At 69.6% G+C, this 19005-nt stretch carries 14 protein-coding genes and 1 riboswitch; of the genes, 8 read left to right on the top strand and 6 right to left on the bottom strand.

Annotated elements, in window-relative coordinates; all coding sequences use genetic code 11:
* The first annotated feature begins 13 nt into the window (after positions 1-13).
* Positions 14-2524, top strand: a complete 2511-nt coding sequence (locus ABB22_RS01765; RefSeq protein ID WP_161809336.1) for a putative peptide modification system cyclase — start codon at positions 14-16, stop codon at positions 2522-2524.
* Here the strand turns inward: ABB22_RS01765 and ABB22_RS01770 are convergent.
* On the bottom strand, positions 2465-2770 hold the full coding sequence (locus ABB22_RS01770; protein WP_055766857.1) for an NHLP-related RiPP peptide: 306 nt from the start codon (positions 2768-2770) through the stop codon (positions 2465-2467). The genes ABB22_RS01765 and ABB22_RS01770 overlap by 60 nt on opposite strands.
* Positions 2771-3009: 239 nt before the next feature.
* Here ABB22_RS01770 and ABB22_RS01775 point away from each other — a divergent pair, with 239 nt between their 5' ends.
* Positions 3010-4194: a putative peptide maturation dehydrogenase gene (locus ABB22_RS01775; protein WP_082443525.1), complete on the top strand. Its 1185-nt coding sequence runs from the start codon at positions 3010-3012 to the stop codon at positions 4192-4194.
* Positions 4195-4222: 28 nt separating this feature from the next.
* Here ABB22_RS01775 and ABB22_RS01780 read toward each other — a convergent pair whose 3' ends face one another.
* The 3 genes from ABB22_RS01780 to ABB22_RS01790 all read right to left on the bottom strand — a co-directional run bounded on the left by ABB22_RS01780 (position 4223) and on the right by ABB22_RS01790 (position 9201).
* Positions 4223-6196, bottom strand: a complete 1974-nt coding sequence (locus tag ABB22_RS01780) for an acetyl/propionyl/methylcrotonyl-CoA carboxylase subunit alpha (RefSeq protein ID WP_055766851.1) — start codon at positions 6194-6196, stop codon at positions 4223-4225.
* A 19-nt stretch (positions 6197-6215) separates the two neighbouring features.
* The gene (locus ABB22_RS01785) at positions 6216-7826 is read right to left on the bottom strand and encodes a carboxyl transferase domain-containing protein (protein WP_055766847.1); all 1611 of its coding nucleotides are present in this window, start codon (positions 7824-7826) and stop codon (positions 6216-6218) included.
* A gap of 211 nt (positions 7827-8037) precedes the next feature.
* Positions 8038-9201, bottom strand: coding sequence for an isovaleryl-CoA dehydrogenase (locus ABB22_RS01790; RefSeq protein WP_055766844.1), 1164 nt, complete (start codon positions 9199-9201; stop codon positions 8038-8040).
* A 137-nt stretch (positions 9202-9338) separates the two neighbouring features.
* On the opposite strand from ABB22_RS01790, the gene ABB22_RS01795 reads away from it, so the two are divergent.
* The 3 genes from ABB22_RS01795 to ABB22_RS01805 all read left to right on the top strand — a co-directional run bounded on the left by ABB22_RS01795 (position 9339) and on the right by ABB22_RS01805 (position 12399).
* Entirely contained in the window at positions 9339-9965 is a 627-nt protein-coding gene (locus tag ABB22_RS01795) for a TetR/AcrR family transcriptional regulator (RefSeq protein ID WP_055766841.1), read from the top strand.
* Positions 9966-10074: 109 nt separating this feature from the next.
* Positions 10075-10596: a c-type cytochrome gene (locus ABB22_RS01800; RefSeq protein ID WP_055766839.1), complete on the top strand. Its 522-nt coding sequence runs from the start codon at positions 10075-10077 to the stop codon at positions 10594-10596.
* Between the two features lie 75 nt (positions 10597-10671).
* Entirely contained in the window at positions 10672-12399 is a 1728-nt protein-coding gene (locus tag ABB22_RS01805; protein WP_057505018.1) for an ExeM/NucH family extracellular endonuclease, read from the top strand.
* A 38-nt stretch (positions 12400-12437) separates the two neighbouring features.
* On the opposite strand, the gene ABB22_RS01810 is transcribed toward ABB22_RS01805, so the two are convergent.
* Positions 12438-13301, bottom strand: coding sequence for an EamA family transporter (locus ABB22_RS01810; protein ID WP_055766832.1), 864 nt, complete (start codon positions 13299-13301; stop codon positions 12438-12440).
* Between the two features lie 61 nt (positions 13302-13362).
* Between ABB22_RS01810 and ABB22_RS01815 the strand changes: the two genes are divergently transcribed.
* The 3 genes from ABB22_RS01815 (at position 13363) to ABB22_RS01825 (ending at position 16969) form a co-directional block, all read left to right on the top strand.
* A complete protein-coding gene (locus ABB22_RS01815; protein WP_055767399.1) occupies positions 13363-14034 on the top strand; it encodes an alpha/beta hydrolase in 672 nt (223 codons plus the stop codon).
* Between the two features lie 2 nt (positions 14035-14036).
* The gene (gene zapE, locus ABB22_RS01820) at positions 14037-15131 is read left to right on the top strand and encodes a cell division protein ZapE (protein WP_055766829.1); all 1095 of its coding nucleotides are present in this window, start codon (positions 14037-14039) and stop codon (positions 15129-15131) included.
* Between the two features lie 362 nt (positions 15132-15493).
* The gene (locus ABB22_RS01825) at positions 15494-16969 is read left to right on the top strand and encodes a vWA domain-containing protein (protein WP_161809337.1); all 1476 of its coding nucleotides are present in this window, start codon (positions 15494-15496) and stop codon (positions 16967-16969) included.
* Positions 16970-17570: 601 nt separating this feature from the next.
* Here ABB22_RS01825 and ABB22_RS01830 read toward each other — a convergent pair.
* Positions 17571-18392 (bottom strand): DUF2884 family protein, encoded by an 822-nt coding sequence (locus ABB22_RS01830; RefSeq protein WP_055766823.1) that lies wholly within the window; start codon positions 18390-18392, stop codon positions 17571-17573.
* Between the two features lie 270 nt (positions 18393-18662).
* Positions 18663-18886: riboswitch (cobalamin riboswitch) on the top strand.
* Positions 18887-19005 lie beyond the last annotated feature (119 nt).

Here is a 19005-nt window from a genome sequence, read left to right on the forward strand (position 1 = left end):
CCCCGCCCCCCGCTTGCATACGCTGCTGCTGACCGACCTGTGTGATTCGGTCGCTCTGGTGGAGAGGTTGGGCGATACCGCGGCCGCGGAACTGTTCCAGGAACACGACCGCCTGGTGCTGCGCCTGCAGCAGCACTGGAAGGGGCGGATGATCGACCGCTCCGATGGCCTGCTGTTGCTGTTCGACCGGCCGATCAACGGGCTGGGGTTCGCGCTGGACTACCGGCAGGGCCTGGAGGAGCTGGCGCGCTCGCGCGGCGTCGGCCTGCAGGCGCGGACCGGCATGCATGTCGGCGAGGTACTGACCTGGCACAACAGCGCCGAAGCGGTGCAGGCCGGCGCCAAGCCGCTGGAGGTCGAAGGCCTTGCCAAACCCTTGGCCGCGCGACTGATGGCGCTGGCGCGGCCGGGGCAGATCCTGCTTTCGGCCGTGGCCGAATCGCTGGCGCGCCGTTCCGCCCGCGAGCTGGGCGGGCGCAGCGAGCACCTGCTGTGGAAATCGCACGGCCGCTGGCACTTCAAGGGCGTGCCGATCACGCAGGAAGTGTTCGAGGTCGGCGAGCCGGGCTTCGCCCCGCTGCGCATGCCGCGCAGCACTCCCAAGGCCTGGCGCGACCTGCCGCTGTGGCGGCGCCCGGTGGCCCTGGTGGCGGAGCTGGCGCTGCTGGGGGGCCTGGGCATCGGTGCGTGGTTCATCCTGCGCCCCGAGCCGGCCATCGCCTTCGCCGAGCGCGACTGGGTGGTGATGGGCGACGTACGCAACCTGACCGGCAATGCCGTGCTGGATGACTCGATGGCACAGGCGTTGCGCATCAGCCTGGAGCAGTCGCGCTACCTCAACGTGCTCAGCGACATGACCGTCGGCGATACCCTGGCGCGGATGCGCAGGCAGCGCGGAACCCGCATCGACCGCGCCGTCGGCAGCGAGATCGCGATCCGCGATGGCGCCAGGGCCGTCGTCCTGCCGACGCTGGCGCAGGTTGGCGGGCGCTTGCGGGTGACGGTGGAAGTAGTCGATCCGCAGACCCAGGCCACCGTCTATGTGCTGACCCGCGATGTCTGGAAGATGGATGACCTGCTGGCGTCCATCGACAGCATCGCCGGTTCGGTGCGCGACCACCTGGGCGAATCTTCCGATGCGATCCGGAATCTGTCGCAGCCGCTGCCTGAAGTCACCACCGCCAGTCTCGATGCGTTGAAGCTGTATGCCGCCGGCAACAGTGTCTACAACCAGCGGCGGATGGAAGACGCACGCGTGCTGTACCAGAAGGCGGTGGACATCGATCCGCAGTTCGCGCTGGCGCTGCTCGGCATTACCCGCACCTACATGACGCAGGGCGATGCGGAAAAGGCCGAGCCCTATCTGCGCAGGGCGCTGGCGCTGCCTGACCATCTGCCGATGCGCAACCGCCTGTACATGGAAGCCCTGGCGGCCGAGTTCGAGCCGCAGCCGCTGCGCCATGCCCCGGCAAAATGGCGCCTGCTCGGCGAGGTATATCCGGACTATGCCGCCGCCCACCAGAACTATGCCTGGGACCAGTTCACCAACGGCAACCTGGACGAGGCATTGACGGCGGTCACCGCGGCGACGGCATCCAAAGAGCCGCTGCGCTATGTCTCCTGGGAACTGAAGGGCCGGATCCAACTGGCGCAGGAAAAGTACGACGCCGCGATCGCCAGCTTCGAACAGATGCAACGGATTTCCGGGGCACCGGCGAACCGGCACCATGCCTCGGCCCTGGCCGCGCAGGGCAAGTTGCCCGAAGCCCTGCGCATGCTGGAGGCGAGCGCGGCACGCGAGCCTTCCAGTGCGTTGATCCACGTGCAGTGGGTGGCGGCGCTGCTGGCTGCCGGGCGGGCCGCGGACGCGGTGCAGGTTGCCGAGGCGGGAATCGCCAAGGCGGCGGGCGACAGCAATGGGACGCGCCTGTCCCAGCAACTGGGCGCCCTGGTGGCCCGTTACCGTACCGGTGTGCGGCCCGCGGCCGAGCTCGCCGCTCTGCTCGAGCAGGCCATCGGGATGGCCGAGGCCGCAGGTGCCGGGGAACTGGACGACCTGGCCGGCAACACGCTTGCGGCGGCCCGCCTGCAGCAGCGCTACGCGGGGCGTGCGCTGAGTGCGGCGGACGAGCAGCGTCTGGCGAGACTGGTGCAGCGCTCGGGGGATCCCGGGAATGAGGCCCTGCATGCGGTCGTTGCCGCCGACCAGTGGCGGCTGCGGGGCGACCCGCAGCAGGCGATGCGGCGGTTGCGTGCGGCTGGCAAAGCCAGCGCCCTGACCCAGTGGCATGTGGCGATGCGTGATGGCCTGCAGGCTGCGGGCGACGCGCAGGGCAGCCGACGGGAGCAGGCCTGGCTTTCCAGCCACCCGGGCGCCGCCTGGGGCAACCGGATGGGCGGCGAGGCGTGCCTGGTGATGAACGTGGTGGAGACGCTCGCGGGGGATGCCGCGAGCGTGGGGGCCTCAGTCGTTGAAGGCGAAAATGACGGTGTGCGGCTGCTCGCAGGTAAGACCCTGCATTAGGCGCTCGCGTGCGGCACGCAGCGCTTCCTTGCTCGCCAGCACGGTGGTGACGCGCAGGCAGCTTTGGCCGCGCAGCGCCAGCGCGGCCTGTTCGGGCGACAGCCCCAGCTGGACCAACGCCTGTTCCGGATCCTGCGCGAACAGATCGCGGAAGGCATCGTCTTCGGACAACAGGTCAAGCAGGTGCGTCGCTACTTCCTGACTCAACGGCGGGTGTGCGGCATTGCCGTGGTGATGGTGGTTCATGGGTCCCCTGTGGTGTGTGGCCTCCGCCTGATGCGAAGGATCTGCCGCGAGCATACAGTCCAAACCTGCCGGATTCATTGGTCCAGCCCAACTGGCGGAATGTTTCTACGCCGTGACAACGCCCGACACCTGGTCAAGCGGGCTGTGCGATGGCGCCGGCCAATGATCGATATCCATGTGGCCCCAGCGCCGCGCGGGGGATTTCCGGCATCCTGCAGAGCCCGTCATGAGGAAACAGCGTGCGAGTACGTCGATGTGGTGCCTTGGTCATCGAGCCGAATGAAATTCCATCCCTGGATATCGGCGACCTGCTGTCGGGGGGCGATGGAGTACGGACCCGGGTCGAGATCAGGGTATGGGCGGCGCACCTGGACGAATACCGGCGGGTAAGCCCCGCGCAGGCGCAATGGCTGCTCCAGTGCAGCGCCGAGTACTGGCAGGACCTGCCTGCGGATGCGGATTCAAGGGCGCTGGTGCACTCGCTGCTGGCGCTGGAACTGTTGGTGGCCGAAGAGGTACCCGATGCGGAAACGGGCGTCGGGCCCGTGTCCCGTTCCACGCCGGGAGAGGGCCACTGGTGGCCGCTGGCAGCGATCCACCACCGCCATTCGCGCTGGCAGGGCGTGGACAGCGTGACGGACATGGAGAGGAGCCAGCTGGTCACGGCCCACGATCTTCGCCAACGGCTCGGTTCCCCGCCGCCCGCGGTGCCGGATCAGGGGCCGCTGCCGGGGCAGATCGGCCTGCCGGAGGTTCCCGCCAGCGCACTGGAATCACTGGGGCGCAGGCGCGTGACCTGCCGCAATTTCGACCCCGGGCGTTCCGTGTCGATGGCGCAGCTGGCGGCAGCCCTGCAGCAGACGTTCCGCGCGCATGCGCAACTCGAACCCGCGCCCGGCCTGGTGTTCCTGAAGAAGAACGTGCCCTCCGCCGGCGGCCTGCATCCCATGGAGGCGTGCCTGCTGGTGCAGCGCGTGGAAGGCCTGGCGCCCGGCCTCTATCGCTATCACCCGCTCCGGCATGCGCTGACGCCGGTGGTCCCGGAGTGCGAGCTCGATGCGGACACGGCGCGGCGGTTCTTGGCGGGCCAGCACTGGTTCGTGGATGCGGCGGTGCTGGTGGTCTTCGTCTGCCGCTTCGAGCGCAGCCTCTGGAAGTACCGCAACCATCGCAAGGTCTATCGCGCGATGATGCTCGACGCCGGCCATCTGTCGCAGGCGCTGTACATGGCCGCGACCGAATGCGGGCTGGGCGCTTTCGTTACCTCGGCGATCAATGAAGTCGACATCGAGAAGGCGCTTGCGCTCGATCCCCTGAAGGAAGGTCCGTTGGCCATCTGCGGCATGGGCTGGCGTGCGCAGGAAAGGACGACCGCCGAGCTGGACCCGCTTCAAGGCGCCTGGCCCGCACCGGGCGGCGCCTGAGGTTCGCCGTCCCGGGCGGACTACGACCTCAGTCCGCCTCGAAATCCACCAGCACCGCGCCATCGCCGACCTGTTCGCCCGCGCGCACGCGATAGCCGTTGACCACGCCCTCGGCCGGGGCCTGCAGGGTGTGTTCCATCTTCATCGCTTCCATCACCAGCAGCGGGGCGCCGCGGGCGACCCTGCTGCCGGGTTCGACCAGCAGGGCGATGACGCGGCCGGGCATCGGCGCGAGCAGGCTGCCGCCGTGGTCGCCGGGATTGTCGGCATCGGCAACCGGGTCGTGCAGGGTGTAGCGGCGCTGGCCGGTGTCGCCGAAGACGTACAGCGCACTGCCGTCGTGCAGGACATCGCCGCGGAGCAGGCGGTCGTCGATCTGCAATGCGTAGTTCCCACTTCCGGCATGGCCAATGATCCGCAACGAAGTGGCATCGCTGCCCTGGACCTGCCAGCCATCGGCCTCGCGGCGTACCTGCAGCGTCTGTTGCTGCTGCAGGTGCTCCAGCGTGATCGAACGCGCTGCTGGTCCGGTCAGGCGCCAGCCGTCGGCGATGGCCCACGGCGAGGCCTCGGCTGTCGCGGAGGCGCTTTCCTCGACGGCGAGCACCGCGGCCAGTGCCCAGTCCGCGGCGCTGGCAGGGTGATGCGCGATGTCCAGCGCTTCGTGTTCGCGTTCGATCAGGGCGGTGTCCAGATCGGCGTGCTGGAAGGACGCGGTCGCCACCAGCCGATGCAGGAAGGCGGCGTTGGTGGTGACGCCGGCCGCCTGGCACTGCGCCAGCGCACGCTGCATGCGCAGCAGCGCGCGTTCGCGGTCCACGTCCCAGACGACCAGCTTGGCGATCATCGGGTCGTAGTACGGGGTGATCGCATCGCCCTGTTCGACGCCGGCATCCACGCGCACATTGGCGCTGGCCTGCGGCAGCCGCAGGTGGCGCAGCGTGCCGGTGGAGGGCAGGAAGCCGCGGTCGGCGTCCTCGGCGTACAGCCGCGCCTCGATGGCATGGCCATGGATGCGCAGCTCGTCCTGCGTTTTCGGCAGCTTCTGGCCCGCGGCCACGCGCAGCTGCCATTCGACCAGGTCGGTGCCGGTGATCATCTCGGTCACCGGGTGCTCGACCTGCAGGCGGGTGTTCATTTCCATGAACCAGAACTCGCCCGACGGGGCGGCGATGAACTCCACCGTGCCGGCACCCACGTAGCCGACCGCGCGGGCGGCGTCGGTCGCGGCCCTGCCCATCGCCGCGCGGCGCTCTGGCGTCATGCCCGGCGCGGGCGCTTCTTCCAGCACCTTCTGGTGGCGGCGCTGCACCGAGCAGTCGCGCTCGAACAGATGGACCACGTTGCCGTGGCCGTCGCCGAACACCTGGATCTCGATATGGCGCGGGCGCTCGATGTACTTCTCCACCAGCACGTGCGCATTGCCGAACGCCGACTGCGCCTCGCGCTGGCAGCTGGCCAGGGCCGCTTCGAAATCCGCACTGGCCTCGACCCTGCGCATGCCCTTGCCGCCGCCGCCGGCGCTGGCCTTGATCAGCACCGGATAGCCGATGGCGTCGGCCTGCGCGCGCAGGAACGCAGGCTCCTGCCGCTCGCCGTGATAGCCCGGCGTCAACGGTACGCCGGCCTGCTGCATCAGCGCCTTGGCCGCGCTCTTGTCGCCCATCGCATCGATGGCGCTGGCCGGCGGGCCGATGAAGACGATGCCGGCCTCGGCGCAGGCGCGGGCGAAGCCGGCGTTCTCGGACAGGAAGCCGTAGCCGGGATGGATCGCCTGCGCGCCGGTGCGGCGCGCGGCGTCGAGGATGGCATCGCCGCGCAGGTAGCTCTCCGCCGCCGGCGCCGCGCCGATGCGGACGGCCTCGTCGGCCAGCCGCACGTGCCGCGCGTCGCGGTCGGCGTCCGAATACACCGCCACGGTGGCGATACCCAGGCGGCGGCAGGTGGCAATGACGCGGCAGGCGATTTCGCCGCGGTTGGCGATCAGGATTTTGTCGAACATGTCCGGTCTCCGTTCGCCGTTACATGCGGAACACGCCGAAGCGCGTGTCCTGCGTGGGCGCGTTGAGGCTGGCGGCCAGCGCCAGGCCGAGGATGCGGCGGGTGTCGGCGGGATCGATCACGCCGTCGTCCCACAGCCGCGCGCTGGCGTAATAGGGGTGGCCCTGCTGCTCGAACTGGTCGCGGATCGGCTGCTTGAACGCATCCTCCTCCTGCGCCGACCATTGCCCGCCCTTGCCTTCGATGCCGTCGCGCTTGACCGTGGCCAGCACGCTGGCGGCCTGCTCGCCGCCCATCACGCCGATGCGCGCGTTCGGCCACATCCACAGGAAGTGCGGCGAATAGGCGCGGCCGCACATGCCGTAGTTGCCGGCGCCGAACGAGCCGCCGATCACCACCGTGTACTTGGGCACGCGCGCGTTGGCCACTGCCATCACCAGTTTGGCGCCGTCCTTGGCGATGCCGCCGTGTTCGTACTTGCGGCCGACCATGAAGCCGGTGATGTTCTGCAGGAACAGCAGCGGGATGCCGCGCTGGCAGCACAGCTCGATGAAATGCGCGCCCTTGAGCGCCGATTCGGAGAACAGGATGCCGTTGTTGGCGATGACGCCCACCGGATGGCCGTGCACGTGCGCGAAACCGGTGACCAGGGTGTTGCCGTAGCGCGGCTTGAACTCGTCGAAACGCGAGCCATCGACGATGCGCATGATCACCTCGCGCACGTCGTAGGGTTTGCGGGTGTCGCCGGGGATCACGCCATACAGTTCCCGGGCGTCGAACAGCGGCGCTTCGCCGGCCTGCAGCGCGACGCCCGGTTCGGGCCTGCGCCAGTTGAGGTTGGCGACGATGGCGCGCACCCGCGCCAGCGCCTGCAGGTCGTTGTCGGCCAGGTGGTCGGCGACGCCGGAGATGCGCGTGTGCACGTCGGCGCCGCCCAGCTCCTCGGCGCTGACCACCTCGCCGGTGGCGGCTTTCACCAGCGGCGGGCCGCCGAGGAAGATGGTGCCCTGTTCCTTGACGATGACCGTCTCGTCGCTCATCGCCGGCACGTAGGCGCCGCCGGCGGTGCAGCTGCCCATCACGCAGGCGATCTGCGGGATGCCCTGCGCCGACAGGTTGGCCTGGTTGTAGAAGATGCGGCCGAAGTGGTCGCGGTCGGGGAACACCTCGTCCTGCAGCGGCAGGAAGGCGCCGCCGGAATCCACCAGGTAGATGCAGGGCAGGCGGTTCTGCTGCGCGATTTCCTGCGCGCGCAGGTGCTTCTTCACCGTGACCGGGTAGTAGGTGCCGCCCTTGACCGTGGCGTCGTTGGCGACGACCAGGCATTCCACACCGGAGACGCGGCCGATGCCGGCGACCATGCCGGCGCCGGGCACCGGGTCGTCGTACATGCCGTGCGCGGCCAGCGGCGCGATTTCGAGGAACGGGCTGCCGGGGTCGAGCAGGGCGTCGATGCGCTCGCGCACCAGCAGTTTGCCGCGCGCCGTGTGCTTGGCCCGCGCCGCCTCGCTGCCGCCGCGCGCGGTGGCTTCCAGCGTGGCGCGCAGATCGTCGACCAGCGCCTGCATCGCCGCGCGGTTGGCTTCGAAGGCGTCGGTGCCGGGTTGCAGCTGGGATTTCAGTACGGTCATGGCGGTGGCCTTGGCTTTCCCTTCTCCCGGTGGGAGGAGGTGCCCCGATGGGGCGGATGAGGGTCCGGAAGAAGCCTCGGGAAGATTCAGGGGGTGTCGTCCCGCGCCTTCTCCATCGCTTCCGCTTCGCGCGCCGCTCCTGCGCTGGCGCAGGGGCGCTCGCGGAGGTCCGCAAACCGCCGCTCTCCCTCCGGAGGGAGAGCGGCTTCGATCACGCCGTGCGCTGGAACAGCTCGCGCCCGATCAGCATGCGCCGGATTTCCGAAGTACCAGCGCCGATTTCATACAGTTTGGCATCGCGCCACAGGCGCCCGGCCGGGTATTCGTTGATGTAGCCGTTGCCGCCGAGGATCTGGATCGCCTCGCCGGCGGCCCAGGTGGCCTTCTCGGCCGAATACAGGATCGCGCCGGCCGCGTCCTGGCGGGTGGTCCGCCCCTGGTCGCAGGCGCGTGCCACCGCATATACATAGGCGCGGCAGGCATTGAGGCCCACATACATGTCGGCGAGCTTGGCCTGGATCAGCTGGAAGCTGCCGATCGCCTCGCCGAACTGCCTGCGCTCGTGCACATAGGGCAGCACCACGTCCAGCGCCGCGGCCATCAGCCCGAGCGGGCCGCCGGACAGCACCACGCGCTCGTAGTCCAGCCCGGACATCAGCACCTTCACCCCGCCGCCGACTTCGCCGAGCACGTTCCCGGCCGGCACCTCGCAGTCCTGGAACACCAGCTCGCAGGTGTTGGAGGCGCGCATGCCCAGCTTGTCCAGCTTCTGCGCGGTGGAGAAGCCCTTCATGCCCTTCTCGACGATGAAGGCGGTGATGCCGCGCGAGCCGGCTTCCGGATCGGTCTTGGCATAGACCACCAGCACGTCGGCATCCGGGCCATTGGTGATCCACATCTTGTTGCCGTTGAGCACGTAGTGGTCGCCGCGCCGGTCCGCGCGCAGCTTCATCGACACCACGTCCGAGCCGGCGCCCGGTTCGCTCATCGCCAGCGCGCCGATGTGTTCGCCGCTGCACAGCTTCGGCAGGTAACGCTGCTTCTGCGCTTCGCTGGCGTTCTTGCGCAGCTGGTTGAGGCACAGGTTGGAATGCGCGCCGTAGGACAGGCCGATGCCGCCGGACGCGCGCGAGATTTCCTCCATCGCCACCACATGGGCCAGATACCCCATGCCGCTGCCGCCGTATTCTTCCTCCACGGTCATGCCGAGCAGGCCCTGCTCGCCGAGCCGGCGCCAGAGCGGGTTGGGGAAGTGGTTGGTCGCATCGGCTTCCGCCGCCAGCGGGGCGATATGCGCGGCCGCGAACTGGGCCACGCTTTCGCGCAGCATGTCGATCTCTTCGCCGAGATCGAAGGGAAGGGTGGGGACGTGCATGGGGCGGCTCCGGCTGGAAGAGGGCGCTCCGGGATGGTGGGGGCGGACCGGCCGCCAGCACGGGCGTTTGCGCGCAGCCTAGCGGGTCTCCATGAAAAAGTGAATACAAATTCAAAAATTGAACCTAGAATCAAACCATGGCCTACAAACGCTCGGAACTGATGGAAAAACGCCTCGCAGGCAACCGCGAGGCGATCCTGGCCGCGGCCCGCCGGCTGGTCGCCGCCGGCGGTTACCGCAATGCGCCCATCACCGCCGTGGCGGCCGAGGCGGGCGTGTCCACCGGGCTGATCTACCGCCACTTCCCGTCCAAGGCCGAGCTGTTCGTGGAAGTGCTGAGCGCCGCGGTCGAGCACGAGCTGGACATCCTGTCGGCCATCGCCGACGAGCCGCAGCCGGCGGCGCTGCGCCTGCAGCAGGCGGTGGCCTCCTTCGTGCGCCGCGCACTGGCCGGGCCGGCGCTGGCCTATGCCTTCATCGCCGAACCGGTGGACCCGGAGGTCGAGGCCGAGCGCATCCGCTGCCGCCGCCTGTTCGGCGATGTGTTCAAGCGCATCCTCGACGATGGCGTGCGCGCTGGCGAATTCCCGCCGCAGGACCTGGACGTGGGCGCGGCCTGCATCGTCGGCGCCTTCACCGAAGCGTTGGTCGGCCCGACCGCGCCCAGCCGCGACGGCCTGCGCGGCGGCGAACCCCTGGTCGAGGCGATCGGCGCGCTGTGCCTGCGCGCGGCCGGCGCTGGAGCCGTGGCGGGCAAGCCATGATGGCGCGCCGGCGCGGTCCCGGCCGGCGACCGTTGCCGGTGGGTAGGGGCGCTGGTCTATACTCCGCCGGTAGCTGTGGTCCATCGACTACTTGCCAGGGGTTTGATACGTGCGGAATTACGACCTTCAGTTCCTGAAACGCTTCTCCATCGTGATCGCCTTCTTGGCTGTCGTCACGATCGGCCTGATCATCTTCGCTTCGTTCCTGCAGCGCGCGATTCCCACCGAAGCCTCTCCGCAGGCGGTTGCGCGCGTCGAGCAGCGCATTGCGCCGGCCGGCGCCGTCTATGCGGGCAGCACCGGCGCGGCAGCGCAGGCCGCGGCCGCGGAAGCCGCCGCCGCACAGGCCGCAGCCGCGGGCGGCGCCTATGAAGGCACCCTCGACGGCAAGGTGATTTTCGACAAGCTGTGCACCGCCTGCCACCTGACCGGCGTGGGCATGGCGCCGACCTTGGATCATGCGCATTGGGACAAGCGCATCGCCCAGGGCACCGAAACGCTCTACAAGCACGCCATCGACGGCTATACCGGTCCGGACGGCGGAGTGATGCCGCCCAAGGGCGGCAATGCCGGGCTCAGCGAAGCGCAGATCCACGCCACCGTGGACTGGATGCTCGCAAACCTGAAATAAAACGTCCTCATCATGGACACTCGGCGCCGCCCTCCCGGGCGGCGCTTTGTTTTCCGCCGTTCCGGAGTCCACCTCATGCGCCACCTTCCCTCGCTGCTCGCCCTCTCGCTGTCCGTCGCCCTCGTGCCGCAGGCCGTCGCCAGGGGGCCGGCCGTCATCGCCATCGGCCAGGTGCAGGGCAGCGGCGAACGCAGTCCGCTGGAAGGTCGGCAGGTGACCATCGAAGGCATCGTCACCGCCGATCTGCGCGCCGGACTGGGCGGCGTCTTCGTGCAGGACGAAGGCGACCATGATCCGGCGACCTCCGATGCGGTGTTCGTGCAGCTGGATCCGGCGCAGAACGCATCGGCAGGACAGTGGCTGCGCATTACCGGCACGGTGCTGGAGCTGCCGGCCGGCAAGAGCGGGCAGAGCCTCACCGCGCTGAAGGCGGAGACGGTCGTCGCGGCCCGTTCCCGCCCGGCGCCGCCGGTCACCGTGCTCGACGGCGTGCCGGCCAACTGGGAGGCGCTGGAAGGCATGCAGGTGCGCATCGCCGCGCCGCTGACCCTGTCCGGTCAGGACCAGTTGGCGCGTCATGGCGAACTCGCCGTCGCATTCGAGGGCCGGCTGTGGCAGCCCACCGAGCTGGCCGCCGCCGGCACCGCGGAAAACGCGGCGCTGCTGGCCGACAACGCGCGCCGCCGCCTGCGCCTGGACGATGGCAGCGGCCAGCGCGATCCGGGCCATGTGTCCTATCTGCCCGACGATGCGCAGCTGCGCACCGGCATGGTGTTCACGGGTGTCGAGGGCGTGGTCGACCAGCGCTACGACGGCGCATACCGGCTGCAGCTGACCCGTCCGCTGCAGGTGCCCGCCATCGAGCGCCCGCAGCCGCCGGCCGTGGCGGGCGCGCTGCGCATCGCCGCGTTCAACCTGGAGAACTACTTCAATGGTGACGGCCGGGGCGGCGGTTTTCCGACGCTGCGCGGCGCAAAGACGCTCGCGCAGTTCCAGGCGCAGCAGGCCAAGCTGATCGCCACCATCCGCGCTCTCGACGCGGACGTGGCCGCGCTGATGGAGCTGGAGAACGACGGCTACGGTCCGGATTCGGCGATCGCCGGGCTGGTGCGTGCGCTCAACGAGGGGCAAGGCAAGGACCGCCAGTGGGCGTTCGTCGACGCCGGCAAGGGCCCGGGCGACAACCCGATCCGCGTGGGCATCATCTATCGCGCCTCGCGCGTGGCGCCGGTAGGCAAGCCGGTGGTGCTGGAGCACGAACCTTTCGGCGAGCGCAGCCGGGTGCCGTTGGCGCAGGCCTTCCGCGTGGGGCGCAAGGGCCAGCCGTTCGTGGTCGTGGCCAACCATTTCAAGTCCAAGGGCTGTACCGACGCGACCGGTGCCGATGCCGACCAGAACGACGGCCAGGGTTGCTGGAACGCGACCCGCGTGGAATCGGCACGGCTGTTGAGCCAGTGGCTGCAGCGCGACCCGACCGGCAGCGGCAGCCGCGACGCGGTGCTGCTGGGCGACTTCAACGCCTATGCGATGGAAGACCCGATCCGCCAGCTGCATGCCGATGGCTGGCGCGATGCGTTCAAGGTGGCCGGCGTGCACCAGCCCTACAGCTATGTCTACAACGGACTGACCGGCCGTCTCGACCACGCCCTGCTCAATCCCGGCATGGCGGCGCGGTTGAAGGGCGCCGCCGAGTGGCACATCAATGCCGACGAGGCCGACGAAGCGGGCTACCAGGGGCGCAACGTGCCCGGTCCTTGGCGCAGTTCGGACCACGACCCGCTGCTGCTGGGCTTCGATCCCTGATCGGGGAATCGCGATCGTAGGAGCGGCTCCAGCCTCTCCTACGCCTGCGCCCCGCGCGCGATCAGCGCGATCGCCATCACCGCCAGGCCCAGGCCGATGCGGTTCCAGCGGCTGGTCTTCTCGCCGAAGGCGAGCATGCCGACCAGTGCGCCAAGGCAGACCACGCCGATGTTCATGCCGGCGAAGATGGTGGCCGGGCTGTGCGGCATCGCCTGGTGGGCGCGCACATAGAACAGGATGTTGCCGAAGTTGATCGCGCCCAGCAGCAGGCCGAAGCCGAGGTTGCGGGCTTCCAGCCGGCGGCGGCCGCTGAAATGGCGCTGCAGCTGCCAGCCCAGCATCAGCACGAAGGCGATGGCGAAGCTGGCCAGCAGCGCGGCGGTGGAAGGCGTGCCGGACAGCGCCACCTGCTTGAGCAGGATGTCGATGAGCGCGAAACCGGCCCATACCGCCAGCAGCCAGCGCCAGCCCGATGCCGTGGCGCCGCCGGCATCGCCGTTGCGCGCGCTCACCCCGACGATGGCCAGCAGGCCCAGGCCCAGCCCGGCCAGCTTCCAGCCGTTGGCATGTTCGCCGAACAGCGCGAACGCCGCGCCCAGCGACAGCAGCAGCGACAGCCGCTGCGCCACGTCGCTGCGCACGATGCCTGCCTCGCGCACGGCGCGCGCCAGCACCAGGAAGATGCCCGGCAGGGCCAGCGCCAGGCCGAGCAGCGCCAGCCAGGGCGCGTGCCCGTTCCGCAGCGACTGCAGCGAGGGCTGGAGCAGCAGCAGCGACAACGCACTGGCGGCCAGGTAGTTCCAGGTCACGGCCTGGGCGATGTCGATGCCGCGCCGCGGCGCCAGTTTCAGCAGGACCGAGACCAGCACGCTGCACACCACGCTCAGGATCAGGAAGTGCATCGCGTTCGTTACCGGGCAGGGCGGCGGTGAAGCCGGTGGATGGGGCCGTTATTATGGCGGCATGAGCAATCCTTCCTTTCCCCACGAATCGATGGCGCTGATGCTGGAAGGCCCCGCCGGGCCGCTGGAGGTCGCGGTCGATCCGCCCGAGGGCGGCATCGCCGCGCATCCGGTCGTCGCCGTCATCTGCCATCCGCTGTCCACCGAGGGCGGCAGCATGCACAACAAGGTGGTGACCATGGCCGCGCGCGCGCTGCGCGAGCTGGGCGTCACCACCGTGCGCTTCAATTTCCGTGGCGTCGGCGCTTCGGCCGGCAGTTACGACAACGGCGAGGGCGAGCAGGACGACCTGCGCGCGGTGGCGGCGTGGGTACGCGCCGAGCGCCCGGACTGCGCACTGTGGCTGGCCGGTTTCAGCTTCGGCGCCTATGTGTCGCTGCGCGCCAGCGGCGCGCTGCAGCCGCAGGCGCTGATTTCGATCGCACCGCCGGTCGGCCGCCGTACCTGGGATTTCGACGGGCTGCGGCCGCCGGCGCAATGGCTGGTGGTGCAGGGCGACGCCGACGAGGTGGTCGATGCGCAGGCCGTCTATGCCTGGCTGGAAACGCTGGCCGCTCCGCCGCAGCTGGTGCGCATGCCCGACACCAGCCATTTCTTCCATCGCAAGCTGATCGACCTGCGCGGCGCGATCCAGCACGAAGTGCGGCGCTGGCTGCCCGACGGCAGCTGCTGAGCATGGACGCGACGACCCCCTCGCAGCGCTACGCCGCCGGCGTGGCCCGTGGCGACTGGCGCGACGATCCGGCCCAGCACGCGGCGCTGGCCGAACTGGATCGCATCCACGACGCCATCGTCGATTCGGCGCAGGACGGCTGGCTCGACCGGCTGTCGGCCTTCTGGAAGAAGCCCGAGCCGGTCAAGGGCCTGTACTTCTGGGGCGGCGTCGGCCGCGGCAAGACCTTCCTGGTCGACCTGTTCTACGACGGCCTGCCGATCGAACAGAAATACCGCACCCACTTCCACCGCTTCATGCGCGGCATCCACGAGCGGCTGCGCGAACACCAGGGGCAGAGCGACCCGCTGGCGAAAATCGCCCAGGAGTGGCGCAGCAGGCTGCGCGTACTGGTGCTGGACGAGTTCTTCGTCACCGACATCGGCGATGCGATGCTGCTGGCGCGCCTGCTCGAGCGCCTGTTCGCCGAAGGCGTGACCCTGGTGACCACTTCCAACACCGCGGTGGAGAACCTGTACCTCAACGGCCTGCAGCGCGACAGCTTCCTGCCGGCCATCGCCCTGCTGCAGAAATACTGCGTGGAGCTGTACGCCGAAGGCACCGAGGACTACCGCATGCGCGCGCTGACCCGCTCGCCGGTGTACCGCGCGCCGCTGGAGGACGGCAGCGACGCCTGGCTGGGCGGGCGCTGGAAGGAGCTCAGTGGCGGCGAGGAGGCACGCAGCGGCAACATCCAGATCGAGGGCCGCAAGATTCCCGTGCGCGGGCGCGGCAAGAGCATCGTCTGGTTCGATTTCCCCGGCTTGTGCGAGGGGCCGCGCGGGCCTTCGGACTACATCGAGATCGCGCGCGAGTTCAACACCGTGCTGCTCGGCGGCATCCCCCACTTCGACCGCATGAACGAGGATGCCGCGCGCCGCTTCGTCAACCTGATCGACGAGCTGTACGACCGCCAGGTCAACCTGGTCTGCACCGCGCAGGATCCGCCGCCGCTGCTCTATTCCGGCACGCGCCTGGCCGGCGCCTTCGAGCGCACCGCCAGCCGCCTGATCGAGATGCAGAGCGCCGAGTACCTGGGTACCGCGCACCGCCTGTAGGGGCGAGGGAAGCCTCCTCTTCCTTCGGGGCGGAGCCGCATGGCATGCGCCCACGCCACCGGCGCAAATGCCGCGGGCCAGGGCACGGAGCAGGAAAGAGGGCGACGGGCGCAGCCGTGTGCGATCGAACAAGGCGGGGGCTCGCCCGTGCCCTGATCCGCCCCCGCGGGACCACGCCCCGGCCCCGCGCGCATGTGTGGGCCAGGCGTGCAGGCCACAGGCCTTCACCCGGGAGGGAGAAGGGAAATGCGGATTCGATGCGTACGCTGTGCGTTCCTGCAAAACCCCATTCGCTTCCCCCATCCGTTCTCCTTGTCGCATGCCGCCACGGCGGCCCACCCTGCATGGAACGGAGCAAGCAGATGAAGCACGCAAGCATGGCCTCCCGGCGCCTGCCGGTACGTTCGATGGCGTTCGCGTTGACGGTGCTGGCCGGGCTGCCGGCACTCGCCGGTGAGCCGTTGTGGCCCGGGCCGGCCACCGTCGTCGCGGAACCCGACTTGAAGGCGCCGGCGCTCAAGCGCACGCGCCAGACCGCGCCGAATTTCCGCGCGCCTGCCGCCACGGTGTGCAGCGACACGCCGCGCATGCGCGAGGTTCCCGATCCGCAGCCGCCGCAGCGCGTGCGCGATGTTCCCACCCTGGTCGGGAAGGGTGGGCGCAGCAAGGTGCTGATGGAGGCCATGCCTGCTCCGCCGCCGGCTCCGGTCGCCGCGGATGCGCCGGCGGTGGCGACCAGCGTGGCGCGTTCCGGTCTGGCGGTTCCCTACGCGCCGGCACCGGCGCCAGTGCGCCAGCAGCCTGCTGCGCCGGTGACCGCCGGCGTGGTCGACGACAACGCCGATTTCGGAGGTTTCCAGCAGTTCCTGCAGCGTCATGCCGAAGCGGCGCAGCTCGGCCGGGATGTCTCGGTGCGCCAGCGCCTGCGCGTGATCGATGCGCAGGGGCGGCCGGTGCCCGATGCCGAAGTCGCCGTTTCCAGCGCCGATGGCGCGCGCATGTGGGCGCGCACCGACGCCGGCGGCCAGGCCTGGCTGCACCTGAACGCGTTCGACGACCGCGATTCGGCCAGCTACCGCGTGGATGTGCGTCGCGATGGCCGGCAGGCGCAGGCACAGCTGCGGCGCGGGCAGAAGGATGCGCTGGAGGTGCGCCTGCCTGCCGCCGCGACAGCGGCGCGCGCGCGGCTGGACCTGGTGTTCATGGTCGATGCGACCGGCTCGATGGGCGACGAGATCGACAAGCTGCGCGCTTCGCTGCACGACATCGTGCGCGGCATCGAACAGCTGCCATCGCGCCCGGACGTGTGCCTTGGGCTGGTCGCCTACCGCGACCGTGGCGACGAGTACTTCGTGCGCAGCTGGGACCTGACCGGCAACGTCGCCGCGTTCCAGCAGGTACTCGATGGCGTGCGTGCCGGCGGTGGCGGCGACATGCCCGAGGCGATGAACGAAGCCTTCGACCATGCGGTGCAGACGCTGGCCTGGCGCGGCCCGGCGACCACGCGCCTGCTGGTGTCGCTGGCCGACGCGCCGCCGCACATGGACTATCCGCGGCCGCACTACGACCAGACCATGCTCGCCGCGCTGGGCAAGGGCATCAAGGTGTTCAGCGTGGCCGCGTCGGGGCAGGACACCACCGGCGAGATCGTGCAGCGGCAGATCGCCCAGTACACCGGTGGGCGTTTCATCTTCCTCACCTACAAGGACGCGTCCGATCCGGGCAGCGGCCCCGGCCGCGAGACCGTGCACGACGTGGCCGACTACTCGGTGGACACGCTGGACACGCTGGTGGTGCGGCTGGTGCGCGAGGAACTGGCGCAGTTGCCGAAGGGGTGAGGACGGTACGCCGCCCGAGTTATGGGGCGTGCCCGTTCCACAGGGGACTAGGTTCTGCAATGCCAGGCAACGCGCCTGGTGGGGACAGGCCCGGGAAAGCTCCAGCGGGGCGTTGCCCCGCTCTACAGGGAGATGGATCGCGGCGGGCTTTGTAGCGCCGGGCAACGCCCGGCGGGGGCATTACCGGGAAAGCTCCAGCGGGGCGTTGCCCCGCTCTACAGGGAGATGGATCGCAGCGGGCTTTGTAGCGCCGGGCAACGCCCGGCGGGGGGCATTACCGGGAAAGCTCCAGCGGGGCGTCGCCCCGCTCTACGGGGAGGTGGATCGCGGCGGGCTTTGTAGCGCCGGGCAACGCCCGGCGGGGGCATTCCCGGGAAAGCTCCAGCGGGGCGTCGCCCCGCTCTACAGGGAGATGGATCGCAGCGGGTTTTGTAGCGCCGGGCAACGCCCGGCGGGGGCATTGCCGGGAAAGCTCCAGCGGGGCGTCGCCCCGCTCTACAGGGAGGTGGATCGCGGTGGGCCTTGTAGCGCCGGGCAACGCCCGGCGGGGGCATTGCCGGGAAAGCTCCAGCGGGGCGTTGCCCCGCTCTACGGGTTGCGGTCAGGGGTGTGCGGGCAGGGCGATGCGGTTGTCCGGGCCCTGCTCCTTCGCCACCGGCGCCGATGCCGATGCTTCGCCACTGACGTTCATCATCCGCAGCGGCTGGCCGTTGTAGCGGTACTCCAGCGCCGACTGCAGCTGGTCCAGCGCCAGGACCTGGGTGCACAGGGATTGCGCATGCTGCTCCAGCGCATGGGCGCGCGCTTCGATCTTCGGCTCGAGTTCGGCTTCGATCTTCTCGCTGCGCTTCTCGATGCGCTCCTCGCCGCCGGTGAGCATGGTCCACAGCAGGCCACGGGCGATCGAGCCTTTCAGCGATTCGGCCGCTTCCTGCACGCGCTGGTCGAAGCCTTCGCCGAACAGATCCTGCTCCCAGCGGCCGCGGCCGATGGTCGAGGCGACGAAGCGCTCGGCATCCGTGCGCAGCGCGCGCACCTTGCGCGAGTTGAAGTTGCCGGTCATGGAGCCATAGACCACGTCCAGCACGTCGAAGCTGATCCCCACCGATTCGTTGGCGATGCCGGTGACCGCCGGCATCATCTGGCGCACCCCGGCCTCAAGCACGCGCAGGCGTTGCGCATCGTCGGCGCTGACCACCTGCATGCGGCCGTCGACGCTCAGTTCGCCGTTGTGGAACACGATCTCGCGCGGCGTGGCGTCGTGCCTGCGCAGCCAGATGCCGCCGCCATCGACCAGCACGTCGTAGTCGGTGCTGACACCGCATTGGGTGGAGGAGAGCTCCGGCGATTTCAACGTGCCGGCGCGGGCGGCCATGGACGCGGCCAGGGCGAGCAGGGCGGTGGCGAGAACCAGGCGGCGCATGCGGGGTGTTCCGTGTTCGACAGGGAGACAGCATCGCCGGCTGCCGTCGGCCGCGGCGCCGGCCGGAAGTCATGGCGGCGAAGCCTGGGCAATGGATGATGAATGCGCGCGGTGTTTTCCTACCTCTGAATGGCGCTCCGAGGGCTTGACTGCGCAGCCGCGATGGGCAGGTCGCCATGGGCGGGCACGAGGCCGCGAGCCGGATCGCTTGTGCCCCAAGGGGCAGGCGGTTATCCACAAGATTTGGCGTTGACCCTGTCATTTACCCCCACTATCTTGTGTCCCGTCGGTTCTGGTGGGTTGCTCCCCACCGGATTGAAAGGGAAGCCGGTGACGCCTTGGATGGCCATTCCGGCACTGCCCCGCAGCGGTAATTGGGAACGATCCCGCCACCAAGCACTGAGGCCCGATGCCTTGGGAAGCGGCGGAGTAGGAGGAGGCCCCCGCCTCCATGCCCATGAGTCCGAAGACCTGCCGACGGCCGCGCGAAGCACAGCGCGCGGTGCCGGCTGCGGAGTCTTCGAGGGGAAGACGGCTGGCGACGCGGTACCGCCGGTGGCGACCCTGGGTCGCGTCCGTCTCGGTCGCTGCGACGCCGTCCTTCCATGCTCGC

It is taken from the genome of Stenotrophomonas nitritireducens (assembly GCF_001431425.1).
GTDB lineage: Bacteria > Pseudomonadota > Gammaproteobacteria > Xanthomonadales > Xanthomonadaceae > Stenotrophomonas > Stenotrophomonas nitritireducens.